Annotated in this window: 21 protein-coding genes; 20 read left to right on the top strand and 1 reads right to left on the bottom strand. The window is 41.9% G+C overall.

The window, feature by feature from the left end; all coding sequences use genetic code 11:
* Window positions 1–118: 118 nt before the first annotated feature.
* From NSQ11_RS17215 to NSQ11_RS17125, 19 genes are all read left to right on the top strand, one after another.
* The gene (locus NSQ11_RS17215; RefSeq protein WP_017360046.1) at window positions 119–598 is read left to right on the top strand and encodes a hypothetical protein; all 480 of its coding nucleotides are present in this window, start codon (window positions 119–121) and stop codon (window positions 596–598) included.
* A 163-nt stretch (window positions 599–761) separates the two neighbouring features.
* Complete coding sequence (gene spoIIR / locus NSQ11_RS17210) at window positions 762–1,412, top strand: stage II sporulation protein R (protein ID WP_017360045.1); 651 nt, start codon at window positions 762–764, stop codon at window positions 1,410–1,412.
* Between the two features lie 63 nt (window positions 1,413–1,475).
* Window positions 1,476–1,919 carry a general stress acyl- n-acyltransferase gene (locus tag NSQ11_RS17205; protein ID WP_007497650.1) on the top strand — a complete coding sequence of 148 codons (444 nt, stop codon included), beginning with the start codon at window positions 1,476–1,478 and terminating at the stop codon, window positions 1,917–1,919.
* A 161-nt stretch (window positions 1,920–2,080) separates the two neighbouring features.
* Window positions 2,081–3,133, top strand: a complete 1,053-nt coding sequence (locus tag NSQ11_RS17200; RefSeq protein WP_081105462.1) for an L-threonylcarbamoyladenylate synthase — start codon at window positions 2,081–2,083, stop codon at window positions 3,131–3,133.
* Window positions 3,134–3,193: 60 nt separating this feature from the next.
* Window positions 3,194–3,748: a manganese efflux pump MntP family protein gene (locus NSQ11_RS17195; RefSeq protein ID WP_025208133.1), complete on the top strand. Its 555-nt coding sequence runs from the start codon at window positions 3,194–3,196 to the stop codon at window positions 3,746–3,748.
* A 63-nt stretch (window positions 3,749–3,811) separates the two neighbouring features.
* Entirely contained in the window at window positions 3,812–4,270 is a 459-nt protein-coding gene (locus tag NSQ11_RS17190; protein WP_017360042.1) for a low molecular weight protein arginine phosphatase, read from the top strand.
* Between the two features lie 141 nt (window positions 4,271–4,411).
* Window positions 4,412–4,861: a ribose 5-phosphate isomerase B gene (rpiB, locus tag NSQ11_RS17185; protein WP_025208132.1), complete on the top strand. Its 450-nt coding sequence runs from the start codon at window positions 4,412–4,414 to the stop codon at window positions 4,859–4,861.
* 12 nt (window positions 4,862–4,873) lie between these two features.
* Window positions 4,874–5,413: a TIGR01440 family protein gene (locus tag NSQ11_RS17180; protein ID WP_136944605.1), complete on the top strand. Its 540-nt coding sequence runs from the start codon at window positions 4,874–4,876 to the stop codon at window positions 5,411–5,413.
* 176 nt (window positions 5,414–5,589) lie between these two features.
* The gene (gene glyA, locus NSQ11_RS17175; RefSeq protein ID WP_024718755.1) at window positions 5,590–6,837 is read left to right on the top strand and encodes a serine hydroxymethyltransferase; all 1,248 of its coding nucleotides are present in this window, start codon (window positions 5,590–5,592) and stop codon (window positions 6,835–6,837) included.
* 147 nt (window positions 6,838–6,984) lie between these two features.
* A complete protein-coding gene (upp, locus tag NSQ11_RS17170) occupies window positions 6,985–7,614 on the top strand; it encodes a uracil phosphoribosyltransferase (protein ID WP_003214553.1) in 630 nt (209 codons plus the stop codon).
* Window positions 7,615–8,112: 498 nt separating this feature from the next.
* The gene (locus tag NSQ11_RS17165; RefSeq protein WP_007497639.1) at window positions 8,113–8,496 is read left to right on the top strand and encodes an ATP synthase subunit I; all 384 of its coding nucleotides are present in this window, start codon (window positions 8,113–8,115) and stop codon (window positions 8,494–8,496) included.
* A 7-nt stretch (window positions 8,497–8,503) separates the two neighbouring features.
* Window positions 8,504–9,238 carry a F0F1 ATP synthase subunit A gene (gene atpB / locus NSQ11_RS17160; RefSeq protein WP_007497637.1) on the top strand — a complete coding sequence of 245 codons (735 nt, stop codon included), beginning with the start codon at window positions 8,504–8,506 and terminating at the stop codon, window positions 9,236–9,238.
* Between the two features lie 48 nt (window positions 9,239–9,286).
* Window positions 9,287–9,499 (top strand): F0F1 ATP synthase subunit C, encoded by a 213-nt coding sequence (gene atpE, locus NSQ11_RS17155; protein ID WP_003214968.1) that lies wholly within the window; start codon window positions 9,287–9,289, stop codon window positions 9,497–9,499.
* Window positions 9,500–9,619: 120 nt separating this feature from the next.
* On the top strand, window positions 9,620–10,132 hold the full coding sequence (gene atpF, locus NSQ11_RS17150; RefSeq protein ID WP_007497634.1) for a F0F1 ATP synthase subunit B: 513 nt from the start codon (window positions 9,620–9,622) through the stop codon (window positions 10,130–10,132).
* On the top strand, window positions 10,129–10,674 hold the full coding sequence (locus NSQ11_RS17145) for a F0F1 ATP synthase subunit delta (protein WP_007497632.1): 546 nt from the start codon (window positions 10,129–10,131) through the stop codon (window positions 10,672–10,674). Before atpF ends, NSQ11_RS17145 begins: the two co-directional genes overlap by 4 nt.
* Window positions 10,675–10,690: 16 nt before the next feature.
* Window positions 10,691–12,199 (top strand): F0F1 ATP synthase subunit alpha, encoded by a 1,509-nt coding sequence (gene atpA, locus NSQ11_RS17140; protein ID WP_035389793.1) that lies wholly within the window; start codon window positions 10,691–10,693, stop codon window positions 12,197–12,199.
* Window positions 12,200–12,287: 88 nt separating this feature from the next.
* Entirely contained in the window at window positions 12,288–13,154 is an 867-nt protein-coding gene (locus NSQ11_RS17135) for a F0F1 ATP synthase subunit gamma (protein ID WP_007497628.1), read from the top strand.
* A gap of 24 nt (window positions 13,155–13,178) precedes the next feature.
* Window positions 13,179–14,600, top strand: coding sequence for a F0F1 ATP synthase subunit beta (gene atpD / locus NSQ11_RS17130; protein ID WP_008343395.1), 1,422 nt, complete (start codon window positions 13,179–13,181; stop codon window positions 14,598–14,600).
* 24 nt (window positions 14,601–14,624) lie between these two features.
* On the top strand, window positions 14,625–15,020 hold the full coding sequence (locus NSQ11_RS17125; RefSeq protein WP_008343393.1) for a F0F1 ATP synthase subunit epsilon: 396 nt from the start codon (window positions 14,625–14,627) through the stop codon (window positions 15,018–15,020).
* Window positions 15,021–15,062: 42 nt separating this feature from the next.
* On the opposite strand, the gene NSQ11_RS17120 is transcribed toward NSQ11_RS17125, so the two are convergent.
* Window positions 15,063–15,536 (bottom strand): hypothetical protein, encoded by a 474-nt coding sequence (locus NSQ11_RS17120; RefSeq protein WP_019743250.1) that lies wholly within the window; start codon window positions 15,534–15,536, stop codon window positions 15,063–15,065.
* A 170-nt stretch (window positions 15,537–15,706) separates the two neighbouring features.
* Here NSQ11_RS17120 and NSQ11_RS17115 point away from each other — a divergent pair, with 170 nt between their 5' ends.
* Window positions 15,707–15,937 (top strand): DUF1146 family protein, encoded by a 231-nt coding sequence (locus NSQ11_RS17115; RefSeq protein ID WP_008343389.1) that lies wholly within the window; start codon window positions 15,707–15,709, stop codon window positions 15,935–15,937.
* Window positions 15,938–16,002 lie beyond the last annotated feature (65 nt).

Raw genomic sequence — 16,002 nt, 5'->3', positions numbered from 1 at the left:
GTAAAGATGAAACTTATGGTAAAAGGGAAACGTATATATAGAAGAATGAACATTCTGATCATGATTTTTTACATAAATTTGTTTTGAAGGAGCGAATGGTGTGAACAGAAGGTATGCGATGGTGTTGGTCATCGTCAGTGTACTATTGATTGTGAGTGCTTGCGGTAAACCGAGCTTTAAAAAAGAAGCAGCAGCATTTGGGGAAAACTATAAAAAAGCACAATACACAGTGAATCGGACGGATGACCTATCTGACATGAAGGAGAAGTTGAAGGATTATTTAACCGAGCATGAATATCAAGAATATACACAAGACAGCATGTTTCCAAGTGTATTAGAAGCAGCAAAAGATCAAGATTGTCAAATTAAACTGAAAAAAATTACGTTTACACCTTCAGATGAAAGCGATGACAGGATTGAATTTGACTATGAAATGATCATTCAATTTATTGACCATAAAGGAAAGGTCAAAAAGGAAATTGAGAAAAAAGGTGCAATGACAGTGATCAAAACAGATTCGGGATTAAAAATCAGCCGAGATTGGGATGGGAGACTGTACCCTTCCGATTACCAATCCTCACTAAAAAGCCGTTCATAAGTTGTTGAGTGGCTTTTTTGCATGCAGAAAAAACATTGATTCGCTCACCTCATGTAGTTGTTTTTTACTCATAATCTATTAAAAAAATCATTTTTGCTGTTTACGAGATGCGTTTCCTGGACACAATGTTTGTAGCAAAGAGAAAAAGTGGGGGGAACACATCATGTTCAAAAGTAAAATGATGATTTGTCTATATATGTTTCTATTATTATGTGGTGCTTTTGCAAACCTTGGAAAAGAGGAGACGGCGGCTGCTTCTGCTAATCAGCCTGTTGTGATTCCAGATGAAGCTATTCGTTTACGCATTTTAGCCAACAGTGACCAGTCGGCAGATCAAGATGTGAAACGAAGTATTCGAGATGAGGTCAATGCCAATATAACGGAGTGGGTGAAAGACCTCACATCCATTGAAGAAGCTAGACGTGTGATTCGTTCAAAGCTTCCAGACATCAATCGTATTGCCAAAGCAAAATTAAAGGAACAACACATTGATCAATCCGTATCGGTCAGCTTTCAAAAAGCCTCATTTCCAACAAAGCTATATGGCAACTTTGTTTATCCTGCTGGGAAATATGAAGCCATTTTGATTACGTTAGGGGAAGGAGACGGAGCCAATTGGTGGTGTGTGTTATTCCCACCGCTCTGCTTTATCGATTTTTCAAACGGAGAAGCGATCGCCTCACCAGAAGGAGATGATAAAGAGCAGGTAGCCGCAGAGCCATCAAATGAATCTGTCAATGAAGTGGTAAAAGAAGAAGAGACGGGTGAAGTGAAATTCTTTCTGTTCGAATGGGTCTCTAGTCTTTTCTCTTAAAAAAGGTCTAAATCTGTTTTTGCCTCATAGAGTTGAAGTAAGAGAACAAAAAGAGGTGAAAGCATGTATTATCAATTAAGAATAGCGACAGAAGAAGATGCCCCGGCCATTAATGCTTTTCTTGAAAAAGGCCAAGCAAAAGGCGGGGTGACGATTGCAGAGCGTACGTCATTTGTGGTCATGGAAGATGCAGACGGTGAGCTTGCAGGCTGTTTAGGTCTTGAACGACTAAATGAACAAGAAGGATTGCTAAGATCACTTGTGATATCAGATAAACTTGGTCAGGGGCATATCGTTTCTCTATTCCAAAGTGTTCAAACGCTAGGGGAAAAGCAAGGTGTGGACACCTTTTATGTTGTAGCCAATCACTCCTCTTCACATGATTTTTTAGCGCTGATGGGCTTTACGCCTATAGAGGAAATCCCAGAAAGTGTGTGGGTATCTGCGCATGCAAAAGAGTCGTTGGGAAAAGAGCAGGCGGTTGTGCTGCAAAAAACAGCGAGTTAATCACATAACACCGGACTTATTCACATACTTATCCACTGTAAAACAAGCGTTATCCACAAATTGTGGACAACGCTTGTTTTATTTAGCATCATCTTTTATACTTTCAAAAGGATAATTGAGATATATCAACAGTTTTATCTTTTTTAAAAGGAGTTTGTATGATGTTAAATACAAAAAGGTGGTCTGTGGATTTAAAAAAGGATTTATCCACATACTATCCACAAATTGAACAAGCAGCTCTGTTGTTGCGGCAGAATGAAGTGGTCGCTTTTCCGACAGAAACGGTTTATGGACTAGGGGCAAATGCAAAAGAGACAGAGGCTGTGAAGAAAATTTATGAAGCGAAAGGACGCCCAAGTGATAATCCGTTGATTGTTCACATTGCGGATGTTCAACAGCTTCATGAATTTGCGCAAATAGAAAATGAAAAAGTAACAGCGCTGATGGATGCCTTTTGGCCAGGCGCTCTCACCATTGTTCTACCTTGTAAGCCGGGCACATTATCAAAGCAGGTGACGGCAGGTTTAACGACAGTAGGCGTAAGAATGCCTGATCATCCTGTTGCGCTTGAACTCATCCGAGCAGCTGGTCTGCCAATTGCCGCGCCTAGTGCCAACCGTTCGGGAAAACCGTCGCCGACACTTGCGGATCATGTCGCGAGTGATCTTGATGGGAAAATTGCTGGCATTGTCGATGGTGGTTCAACAGGTATTGGCGTGGAGTCAACGGTTGTATCCTGTATAGACGAGATTCCAGTGATCTTAAGGCCGGGCGGTATTACAAAAGAAGCGTTAGAAGAGGTCGTAGGAACGGTCAACATGGATCCAGGGCTGACGAAAAAGGATGAGGCACCAGTATCGCCGGGAATGAAATACACACATTATGCACCTGAAGCACAAATGTATATATTTCATGGAAGTGATGAAGACATGCAGCTGCACATTCAGAAGTACCGAGCTGAAGGGCTAAAAGTAGGTGTGCTGACAACAGAAGAAAAGAAGGAATGGTTTGCGGCAGATGTTATCTTTAGCTGTGGATGGAGAGAAAAGCCTGAAACGGTTGCGGCAAACTTATATCGTGTGCTGAGACAATTTGATGAAACGGATGTAGACTTGATCATTTCAGAAGCCTTCTCAGAGCAGGGAGTTGGTTCTGCGATCATGAACCGTCTGCAAAAAGCGGCAGGAGGGCGCACTCTCTCTTCATTCAAATAGTTCTAACCTCTCTTGGACAAACATAGGTTAAAGGAGAATGCGTGTCCAAGGGGGATTTACATGAATGAACTAGCTGGCGAATTGCTGACACTCAGTATCATGGCTTTTGCACTTGGAATGGATGCCTTTTCGGTTGGACTCGGCATGGGGATGATTCAGCTGAGATTCCGCCAGATCCTTTATATTGGACTTGTCATTGGGATATTTCATATGTTTATGCCGCTTTTTGGCATGCTAACAGGTCAGCTTTTATCTGGCTGGCTTGGGCTCCTAGCAACCTATATAGGCGGGGCGCTGCTTTTGGTGCTGGGTCTGCAAATGATCATCGCTTCTATCCGAAAAGAAGATAAGCCATTTATCGCACCTGTTGGGGCCGGTCTCGTTCTTTTTGCAACAAGTGTGAGTTTAGATAGTTTTTCCGTTGGCTTAAGCCTGGGGATTTACGGTTCTCGGGTGTTGATGACCATTTTATTGTTTGGCTTCTTTAGTATGATGCTCACGTGGCTTGGATTATTACTCGGTAAACAGGTTCGGTCATGGGTAGGTTCATACAGCGGGGCGCTTGGCGGATTGATTTTACTAGCCTTTGGAATCAAATTATTATTTCCGCTCTAGCCAGTCTCCTTACATAACATGTAGAATGAAATGCTATATAATAGAAGAAAAGGAGGTCGAAAGATGAATATCTTATTTGTTTGTACGGGAAATACTTGCAGAAGTCCGATGGCTCAAGCCCTTTTTTCCTCCATTGCAGATGAAAAAGGCTTACAGGTCACTGTAAAATCAGCGGGCATCTTCGCCTCTGATGCAGGGAAGGCTTCTCCTCAAGCAGTCGAAGCATTATTTGAGAAAAGCATTCCACTGAATCACTCGTCGTCTAAACTAACAGAAGAACTTCTTCATGAAGCAGATTATGTCTTCACCATGACGATTCAGCATAAGCAGTTGATTGTGGAGCAATATGCTCATGTGAAAGACAAGGTCTTCACTCTAAAAGAATTTGCGACAGGATCAGAAGGTGACGTGTCGGATCCATTTGGAGGGAGTCTCTCCATTTATCAGGAGACACGAGATGAACTAGAAACGCTATTGTATCAACTTGCTAAAAAGCTTAAACAGGATCACAAATCCTCATAAATGGACAACCTGTAAAACCGTTGCGCAAACGGTTTTTCTGCTTTTGTTTGCAAATGACTAGGTAGAGGTTAAAATATAACTGTAAATAAAGAATGAATGTAAGACATGACAGATTAACTCACCCTTAGGAGGAATTGCCCGATGAAAGTAGCCATTGCATCCGATCACGGCGGAACGAATATTCGTGAAGAAATCAAACAACTAATGGATGAATTAAAGATTGAATACATTGATATGGGTTGTGAATGTGGATCAGGTTCTGTAGACTACCCTGACTATGCTTTTCCTGTAGCCAATATGGTGGCAAACGGGGAAGTCGATCGAGGCATTTTGATTTGCGGGACAGGTATCGGTATGAGCATTTCAGCAAACAAAGTGAAAGGCATCCGCTGTGCACTGGCGCATGATACATTCAGTGCAAAGGCGACGAGAGAACATAACGATACAAATGTTCTTGCGATGGGAGAACGAGTCATTGGACCAGGATTGGCAAGAGAGATTGCTCACATTTGGCTGACAACGGATTTTACTGCAGGACGTCATGCTGTGCGGATTGGTAAAATCGCTGATTACGAAGAAAAGCACCTGTAAGGAGCGCTTAACATGAACATTAGTCAAGATTGGCTTGAGATGTTAAAAGAGTTTCATCAAACAGTTGAACTGCGAGCCGGCCACATTTTAGTAATTGGCTGCAGTACATCAGAAGTGGCTGGCGAGCACATTGGGACAGCGGGAAGTGAGCAAATTGCTGAAGCTATTTATCAAGAGCTCGATCAACTGAGACGCGAGACAGGAATTGAATTGGCCTTCCAATGCTGCGAGCATTTGAATCGTGCCCTCGTTGTGGAAGAAGAGGTGGCGTACCGGCTTAACTTAGAAATTGTAGCGGCTGTACCTGTCCGTCAGGCGGGTGGTTCTATGGCGGCGCATGCGTATCAGCAAATGGAACACCCTGTGCTGGTTGAATCCATTTCAGCACATGCAGGGATTGATATCGGTGATACATTCATCGGCATGCACTTAAAGCGGGTAGCCGTACCGGTCCGTCTCAGCCGTCATCAATTAGGACAAGCACATGTGACGTTTGCAAAAACTCGTCCAAAGCTGATTGGCGGAGAACGAGCCGTTTATACAAGATCATAGTTCGGATATATTTCTAATATAATGTTGAATGATGAAGACGCTTCACCCTTTGAATATTCGGGTTTTCATAAAAAAGAAGTCGATTTTCCAAAAAAACTTTTACATTTTACTCAAAAACCGTGTACAATGAGATGGTGAAAACATCGAATGGAAATAGATTGGAGAGGATTTCGCTGATGAAACATTTACCTGAGCAAGACGCACAAGTATTCAAAGCAATTCAACTAGAGCGGAAACGCCAGCAGGACAAAATCGAATTAATTGCATCAGAAAACTTCGTAAGCGAAGCAGTCATGGAAGCACAGGGCTCTGTCTTAACAAACAAATATGCAGAAGGTTACCCTGGTAAACGCTACTATGGCGGCTGTGAACATGTAGACGTTGTAGAAGATATCGCACGTGACCGCGCAAAAGAAATTTTTGGCGCTGAGTATGTGAACGTACAGCCTCACTCAGGAGCTCAAGCGAATATGGCCGTATACTTTACAATCCTTGAGCATGGCGATACAGTGCTAGGCATGAACTTATCACATGGCGGGCATTTAACACATGGAAGCCCTGTAAACTTTAGCGGCGTACAGTACAACTTTGTAGAATACGGTGTAGATAAAGAAACACAACATATCGACTACCAAGATGTACTTGAAAAAGCACGTGAGCATAAGCCGAAACTAATCGTAGCGGGGGCAAGTGCTTACCCACGTCAAATTGATTTCAAAAAGTTCCGTGAAATTGCCGATGAAGTCGGTGCTTACTTTATGGTGGACATGGCTCACATCGCGGGTCTTGTTGCAGCAGGTCTTCATCCAAATCCAGTTCCTTACGCTGATTTTGTGACAACGACAACTCACAAAACATTGCGCGGACCTCGCGGCGGAATGATTCTATGCCGTGAAGAGTTTGGTAAAAAGATCGACAAATCGATCTTCCCTGGTATTCAAGGTGGACCACTCATGCATGTGATCTCTGCAAAAGCTGTTTCTTTCGGTGAAGTATTGAACGGAGATTTCAAAACATATGCACAAAACGTGATTGATAACGCAAAACAACTAGCTGAAACACTTTTATCTGAGGATATTCAGCTTGTATCTGGTGGAACAGATAACCATCTTGTTCTCATCGACTTGCGCTCTCTTGGCATTACAGGAAAAATTGCAGAAAACGTTCTTGATGAAATTGGTATCACGGTGAACAAAAATGCAATTCCATATGATCCAGAGAAACCATTTGTTACAAGTGGTGTACGTGTAGGTACAGCAGCAGTGACAAGCCGTGGCTTCGATCAAGAAGCGATGAAAGAAGTCGGTTCCATTATTGCGCTTGCTCTGAAACATCATGAAGATGAAGCGAAATTAGAAGAGGCGAAAAAGCGTGTATCTGATCTGACAGCTCGTTTCCCTCTATATCAAGAATTAGATTATTAAGATGCAGACCCATTTGCCTATTTTTGGCATGTGGGTTTTTTTTGTAGGATTTGCGAATCATATTGAAAGATGATGTCTTTTTATGTAGAATTGTAGGAAGTGTGCAAAGTTCACCGGAAGATGACAGAAAAGGAGTTGTAGCAAGCAATGGCAAAGGTTTATGTATTTGATCACCCGCTTATTCAGCACAAACTTACATATATTCGTGACGTTCATACAGGAACAAAAGAATTTAGAGAGCTAGTGGATGAAGTCGCAACATTAATGGCATTTGAAATCACAAGAGACTTACCGCTTGAAGAGGTAGATGTAGAAACACCTGTACAAGTCGCTAAATCAAACGTGATCTCAGGTAAAAAACTCGGAGTTGTGCCGATTTTAAGAGCAGGTCTTGGAATGGTAGACGGGATTTTGAAACTCATTCCAGCTGCCAAAGTGGGACATGTCGGTTTATACCGTGATCCGAAGACATTAAAGCCTGTTGAATATTATGTGAAGCTTCCATCTGATGTGGAAGAGCGTGAATTTATCGTAGTAGACCCAATGCTTGCAACGGGCGGATCAGCAGTAGAAGCATTAAACAGCTTGAAAAAACGCGGTGCGAAAAACATCCGCTTCATGTGTCTGATTGCTGCGCCAGAAGGTGTAGAAGAAATGCAAAAGCATCATCCAGATGTTGATATCTACATTGCAGCATTAGATGAGAAGTTAAACGAAAAAGGTTACATCATCCCAGGTCTTGGTGATGCTGGTGACCGTATGTATGGAACAAAATAAGAATGATTATGAAAAGCCCACATGCAAACGTGCATGTGGGCTTTTTTTGAAAAATATGACAAACGGTTGATATCGTTCTTAGAAAAATCAATGTATACTGAACATTAGCAGTTTTTTTGAATGAATGTCACAACTCTCCTAAAGTTTGATGAAATTGTGAACATTTTGTGTGCTCTCTCATTATAGAAAAGTTTTTTAACTTTCAACGGATTGACACATCATAGACGCTATTGTATGCTAAACGAGGGTATTATGGTAAGGTTTTCATAGCCTATAGCACTCTACTAATCCTCATTGTGAACCCTTTAATAATCAGGGTTTGTATCAGCGAATGAAGCAGAATCCCATAGATCTAAAGATTTCAAGTCTGATTGCACAATTAGACCGATGGGTGATTGATTTTTTTCAAATAGGACGGCTTATCATAAGCGTCTTCTACGCAGTTTTCATCACCATTTATCACCTTTTTTACAATATTTTTCATCGGGAGTCAGATGAATGAACGATCCAAACGTCATTTTCCGCAGACAGAGTAAATATATGTTCTATTTATTGGCAATTTTTGTGTTTGGCTATGCCATGCCTGGTTTTAAACCACTGTTTCTTGGTTTCATTATCGGCACAATTTTTGCTTTCTTTAATTTATTCCTGCTTATTCGGAGAATGCATGCTTTTGATCGAGCAGTTAAAAAAGGAAAATCTATTCGTTCAATGGGAAGTACAGCCAGGTGGGCCAACGCAATTCTCGCAGTAGCGATTGCTTGGCGTTACCCTAACGAAGTTCATCTGGCAGGTGTTGTTATAGGATTAATGACAATATATCCTGTCATTATGATAGATTCCTTCATTCAACTTAAACGTTCTACTATGGAAGAGAGGTGAATACTCTTTGGGTCACAGTTCAAAAACTACAGAATTTTTAGGGTTAACGTTCAACTTATCCAATGTTCTCATGATTACGATTGCTAGTATCATCGTTCTTCTCATAGCGGTGCTGACTACTCGTGTTCTGGCTATTCGTCCGACAAAGGCGCAGAACTTCATGGAATGGATTGTTGATTTTGTTCGAAATATCATAGGTAGTTCGATGGACATGAAAACAGGAGCCCCATTTCTAGCGCTTGGCGTTACATTACTCATGTACATATTTGTTTCAAACATGCTTGGACTGCCATTCTCGATTACGGTCGATCACAACTTATGGTGGAAATCACCAACTGCTGATCCTGCAATCACAATGACACTAGCGGTTATGGTCATGGGATTGACACACTACTATGGTGTTAAAGCAAAAGGAGTCAAGGAATATACAAAAGACTACTTTAGACCAATCCCACTTTTAGTACCGCTGAAAATTATTGAAGAATTTGCAAACACATTAACACTTGGTTTGCGTCTTTATGGAAATATTTTCGCTGGAGAGATTCTTCTTGGTTTACTTGCAGGACTTGCGACTAATTTCTATTCGCAAAACCTTGCACTAGGTATCATTGGTACATTAGGTGCCATCGTGCCGATGATTGTATGGCAGGCATTCAGTTTGTTTGTCGGAACCATCCAGGCATTTATCTTCACCATGCTGACAATGGTGTATATCTCCCATAAAGTCAGCGACGAACACTAAAAAATTGAGAGTCCAAAAAGGACGTTATTTTAAAGGAGGAGCTTTTTAATGAATTTAATAGCAGCAGCAATTGCAATCGGTTTAGGAGCACTAGGAGCAGGTATTGGTAACGGTCTAATCGTATCTAAAACAGTTGAAGGAATCGCTCGTCAGCCAGAAGCTGGTAGAGAACTAAGAACTCTTATGTTCATCGGGGTAGCTTTAGTTGAGGCACTTCCAATTATCGCTGTCGTTATCGCATTCTTGGCATTCTTTGGTTAATATGTGAGAAGCGTTCTAATATGAATTTTAATGGCGAAGATCAGATTAGTTCGAAACTTCGCCATTCCTTTATGTTTTGTTTCTTAACATATTATTTAAAGAAGGGAGTTGCCGTACTAAATGTCTCAGTTACCAGTAGTTTTAGGAGCAGGTCTAAACACCGGAGATATCATATTCCAGCTGATCGCTATGCTCATCCTGCTTGCACTTTTAAAGAAATTTGCGCTTAAGCCTTTATTAGGGATTATGAAACAGCGTGAAGATTATATAGGAAATGAAATTTCAAGTGCTGAAGAAAAGCACGTTCAAGCTGAAAAGCTTCTTGAAGAACAACGTGTCTTATTAAAAGAAGCACGCGAAGAATCACATACACTCATCGAAAATGCGAAAAAGATTGGTGAGAAACAAAAAGAAGATATCATTCAAGCAGCGCGTCAAGAATCAGAGCGCTTGAAAGAGTCTGCTAGAACTGAAATCGTGAAAGAAAAAGAACAAGCTGTGGCTGCACTGCGTGAGCAAGTTGCATCACTATCTGTATTAATTGCTTCTAAAGTGATTGAAAAAGAACTTGATGAGCAGGCACAAGAGAAATTGATTCAAGAGTATCTTAAAGAGGCAGGCGAAAGCCGATGAGCGTGACTATTGTCTCTAAGCGTTACGCTTCTGCTCTTTTTGACATCGTTCTTGCTTCTTCGGCAGTAGACGAAACTGAAAAAGAGCTGAATGAGATCAAAAAAGTTCTGAAGGCTGACCAAGAATTAAATGACTTTCTTGTTCATCCGAAGATTACGGCAGACAAAAAGAAACATCTGATTGCAGAAGCTTTCAAAGGTGTTTCGACATATGTTTTGCACACAATGTATTTACTGATTGACCGCGGGCGCACGAATATTTTTCCTGAAATGGCGTCTGAGTTTGTGAAACTTGCAAACCGTACGAAACAAATAGACGATGCGATCGTGTATTCAGTTAAACCGCTCAGCGGAGCTGAAATTCAATCTTTATCTGAAGTATTTGCCAAAAAAGCCGGAGTCACATCACTGCGTGTTGAAAACGTGATTGACAAGGATCTAATAGGCGGAGTGAAAATCCGTATCGGAAACCGCATTTATGACGGCAGTGTCAGCGGAAAGCTTTCCCGCATTGAACGTCAGCTTGCAGGCGAAAATCGTTAGAAGGGGTGAAACCTTAGTGAGTATCAAAGCTGAAGAGATTAGCGCGCTGATAAAGCAGCAAATCCAAAACTATCAATCTGAAATTGAAGTAAAAGATGTCGGTACAGTCATTCAAGTAGGGGACGGTATCGCGCGTGTACATGGCCTTGACAACATTATGGCAGGAGAGCTTGTTGAGTTCTCTAACGGTGTAATGGGTATGGCTCAAAACCTTGAGGAGTCTAACGTAGGTATCGTAATCTTAGGACCTTACAAAGATATCCGTGAAGGTGACGACGTAAAACGTACAGGTCGTATCATGGAGGTTCCAGTAGGAGAAGAGTTAATCGGACGTATTGTGAACCCACTTGGTCAGCCTGTTGATGGACTAGGTCCAATTTTAACAAGCAAAACACGTCCAATCGAAAGTGAAGCACCAGGCGTTATGGATCGTAAATCGGTACATGAGCCGCTTCAAACGGGAATTAAAGCAATTGATGCCTTGATTCCAATCGGACGCGGACAGCGTGAATTGATCATTGGGGATCGTCAAACAGGTAAAACATCTGTTGCAATCGATACGATCCTTAACCAAAAAGATCAAGACATGATCTGTATCTATGTAGCGATCGGACAAAAAGAATCAACTGTTCGTGGTGTTGTTGAAACACTTCGTAAGCATGGTGCGCTTGACTACACAATCGTTGTCACAGCTTCTGCATCACAGCCAGCTCCACTTCTTTACCTTGCTCCTTATGCAGGTGTAACGATGGGTGAGGAATTCATGTATAACGGCAAGCATGTGCTTGTTGTGTATGATGACCTTTCTAAACAAGCGGCAGCTTACCGTGAGCTTTCATTATTGCTTCGTCGTCCTCCAGGCCGTGAAGCATTCCCTGGTGATGTTTTCTATCTTCACTCTCGTTTATTAGAGCGTGCAGCGAAGCTTAGTGATGAAAAGGGTGGCGGTTCTATCACAGCATTGCCTTTCGTAGAAACGCAAGCTGGTGATATCTCTGCATATATCCCAACAAACGTTATCTCAATCACAGATGGACAGATCTTCTTACAATCTGATCTCTTCTTCTCAGGCGTACGTCCAGCGGTAAACGCAGGATTGTCTGTATCTCGTGTAGGTGGTTCTGCACAAATCAAAGCGATGAAAAAGGTAGCAGGTACACTTCGTCTGGATCTTGCTTCTTATCGTGAGCTTGAAGCATTCGCTCAGTTTGGATCTGATCTAGACCAAGCGACTCAAGCCAAATTAAACCGTGGTGCTAGAACAGTTGAGGTCTTAAAACAAGACTTGAACAAACCGCTGAAAGTTGAAAAACAAGTAGCGATTCTTTATGCACTGACAAGAGGATACTTAGATGATGTAGCGATTGCTGATGTCAAACGCTTTGAAGCTGAGTTATTCATGTACATTGAAGAAAACCATAAAGACTTGTTTGACACAATCTCTCAAACAGGAAACATGCCTGCTGATGAAGAGTGGAAAACAGCGATCGAAGGCTTTAAACGTACGTTTGCACCAAGCAACTAATTAGTAATCTTTCCGAGAGAAAAAGATTCTCTTTTTCTCTCTTTTCACGTAAATGAACACGGATTCCTGAAAAAAGGTGGTGAAATCTTTGGCCTCATTACGCGATATTAAGTCAAGGATCACGTCAACAAAAAAATCGAGTCAGATCACAAAAGCGATGCAAATGGTATCAGCTGCGAAACTGAATCGTGCTGAAAATAATGCGAAGTCCTTTGTTCCATACATGGAGAAAATCCAAGAAGTCGTTGCGGCAATCGCAACTGGAACAAGTGCTAAGCACCCAATGCTTCTTTCAAGACCTGTTAAGAAAACAGGGTATCTCGTCATTACATCTGATCGAGGACTTGCAGGACCTTTTAACAGCTCGATTTTACGTGCCGCTTACCAAGCCATTCAATCTCGTCATCAATCTGCTGATGAATATGCGGTGATTGTGATTGGTAAAATCGGACGCGACTTCTTCAAAAAGCGTGGTATTCCAGTTATTTCTGAAGTAACAGGGCTTGGAGACGAAGTAGCGTTTGCTGATATTAAAGAATTAGCAAGCAGTACAGTGCAAATGTTCTCTGATGAAGCGTTTGATGAGCTTTACATGTTCTATAACCATTTCGTCAGTGCCATTTCACAAGAAGTAACAGAGAAAAAATTATTGCCGCTAACGGACCTTTCGGCCGCAGCGACACCAAATAAACGTTCCGCATCTTATGAGTTTGAGCCTTCTGAAGAAGAAATTCTTGAAGTTCTCCTTCCTCAATATGCAGAGAGTTTGATTTTCGGTGCGCTTCTTGACAGCAAAGCAAGTGAACATGCTGCAAGGATGACAGCAATGAAGAGTGCAACAGACAACGCAAAAGAATTGATCGACAGCCTGACACTCTCTTACAACCGTGCTCGTCAAGCAGCGATTACACAAGAGATTACAGAAATTGTCGGCGGAGCAGCTGCCTTAGAATAGAAATAATTGTCAGGAGGGAATGCAATGAAAACAGGACGCATCAGTCAGATCATGGGACCAGTCGTAGACGTTCGTTTTGAAGACGGTCACTTGCCTGAGATTTATAATGCGATCAAAGTTTCGCATAAAGCGGAAAGCGAAAGTGAAGTTGATATCGACTTAACTTTAGAAGTAGCACTACATTTAGGTGATGATACAGTGAGAACCATCGCAATGGCATCAACAGACGGTGTGAAGCGCGGTATGGAAGCTGTAGACCTTGGAAAACCAATTTCAGTACCAGTTGGTAACGTAACACTTGGACGTGTATTCAACGTACTGGGAGATAACATTGACTTAGATGAGCCACTTGGTGTGGAAGCGCAAAGAGACCCAATCCACAGACAAGCGCCTTCTTTTGATCAACTTTCTACAGAAGTTGAAATTCTTGAAACAGGTATCAAAGTTGTTGACCTTCTTGCTCCTTACATCAAAGGTGGAAAGATCGGTCTATTCGGTGGAGCCGGTGTTGGTAAAACCGTTCTGATTCAAGAATTGATCAACAACATCGCACAAGAACACGGCGGTATTTCTGTATTCGCTGGTGTTGGAGAGCGTACACGTGAAGGAAATGACCTTTACTACGAAATGAAAGATTCTGGCGTTATCGAAAAAACAGCGATGGTCTTCGGCCAAATGAACGAGCCACCAGGTGCACGTATGCGTGTAGCTCTAACTGGTTTGACAATGGCAGAGCATTTCCGTGATGAACAAGGTCAAGACGTATTGTTCTTCATCGATAACATCTATCGTTTTACACAAGCAGGTTCTGAAGTATCAGCCCTTCTTGGACGTATGCCTTCAGCGGTAGGTTATCAGCCAACTCTTGCAACAGAAATGGGTCAGCTTCAAGAGCGTATCACGTCTACAAACGTAGGATCGGTTACATCGATTCAAGCGATCTATGTACCTGCGGATGACTATACAGATCCAGCTCCAGCTACAACGTTCGCTCACCTTGATGCAACGACAAACCTTGAGCGTAAGTTGACAGAGATGGGGATTTACCCAGCGGTAGATCCACTTGCTTCAACATCTCGTGCCCTTGCACCTGAGATTGTTGGCGAAGAGCATTATGCGATCGCGCGTGAAGTTCAGCAAACATTGCAACGTTATAAAGAATTGCAAGATATCATTGCCATTTTAGGTATGGATGAATTATCTGAGGACGATAAGCTTGTGGTACACAGAGCTCGTCGTGTTCAATTCTTCCTATCTCAAAACTTCCACGTAGCAGAACAGTTTACTGGCCAAAAAGGTTCTTATGTGCCATTGCAAGAAACTGTTAAAGGCTTCAAGGAAATCTTATCTGGTAAATACGATCACCTTCCAGAAGATGCATTCCGCTTAGTCGGTCGCATTGAAGAAGTGGTTGAAAAAGCCAAAGAGATGGGTGTAGAGGCCTAATCTGGTCCTTAGGAGGGTAAAAGCATGAAGACCGTTCAAGTCAATATCGTTACTCCCGACGGCCCAGTGTATGAAGCGGATGTGGAAATGGTCAGTGTAAGAGCAGAAAGCGGTGAGCTTGGAATTTTAGCTGGCCACGTTCCAATGGTTGCTCCGCTAAAAATCGGTGCAGTTCGCTTAAAACATAGTGGATCAACTGAATTGGTTGCAGTAAGCGGTGGATTTGTTGAAGTTCGCCCCGAAAAAGTAACCATTCTTGCTCAGGCTGCTGAAACATCAGACAAAGTTGATGTCGATCGTGCAAAGTCAGCGAAACAGCGTGCTGAAGAGCATTTGAACCACCCGAATGAAAGTGATGTACGCAGGGCGGAACTCGCATTAAAACGGGCATTAAACCGTTTAAATGTAGCAGGGAAATAAAACAGAAAATCCTTCTTATCATTGCGATAAGAAGGATTTTTTTTAGGATGACATGAGAGACTGATACATCGACACATACGGATGAGATGCTTGCTTTTCAAGATATAAATGCTCGCAAAAATGCGTACTATGCCACGTTTTATTGTTTCGGCGCAAGCCAAGGGTATATTGATGCGAAGAGTCCATATAAGGCCGCACGACCCAATCAGCATCTGAATGATGCTTGATGACAACCTCTCCCATGTACACACTCAACATCGCTTCCAATGCATCAATAGGCATTTTCCACTCAGCAAAAAGCTGCTGACGGAAGGCATCGAAGTATAATGACTCTAACTGATAAAGGCTTTCCTCTGAGTAATCCAAAGAAATGTTATGAAAATGACACAATTGTGCTAATTCTTCTAGCTGTGTCTGTCTATAATCAAAGTAGAAAGCAATGGCTTCCCATTCATGTTCAAATGAGGGAACCAGTTCTCCGTACAAATCAACAAAGTCAGGAAAAGAATCTTTCAAATATGATCAGCTCCTTCCACCGCAGTATATCATCTCCTTCGCATCAGAATAAGAGGGGATTCACTCTAAATGTAGCTCTTTTTTCCAAATGATTCATCTTTCCGATTTTGGAGGATATAATGAAAGGGAGTTTTCCTTTACAGAAATCAATAAAAGGAGGATTCAAGTGTATGGAAGACGTAGGACAACAAGCAATTGTCAGTATTGTGATCCACCTATTTTTTATCGCCATTACGTGGTGGGCATTGCTTGCGGTGAATATCGATCCACTGATTAAAAAAGGAAAAATTATTCAAGCTAGATTGCTCATGATGCTGCTCACGATTGCTATTGCATCGGCAGTCAGCAATTTCTTCCTTGATTATTTAAATTTCTCCAGACAAATCCCTTATATGTTTTAACATAAAAGGTTTGGTCACTGCCTTCTGCGGGAACGTAAAAAGAAGTGTCAAAAATATGGCCTTTG

Origin of the sequence: Bacillus sp. FSL W7-1582 (genome assembly GCF_038593325.1) — a bacterium.
GTDB lineage: Bacteria > Bacillota > Bacilli > Bacillales > Bacillaceae > Bacillus > Bacillus altitudinis.
Note: the sequence above shows the minus strand (reverse complement) of the source record. Positions and strands in the feature narration are given on the sequence as shown.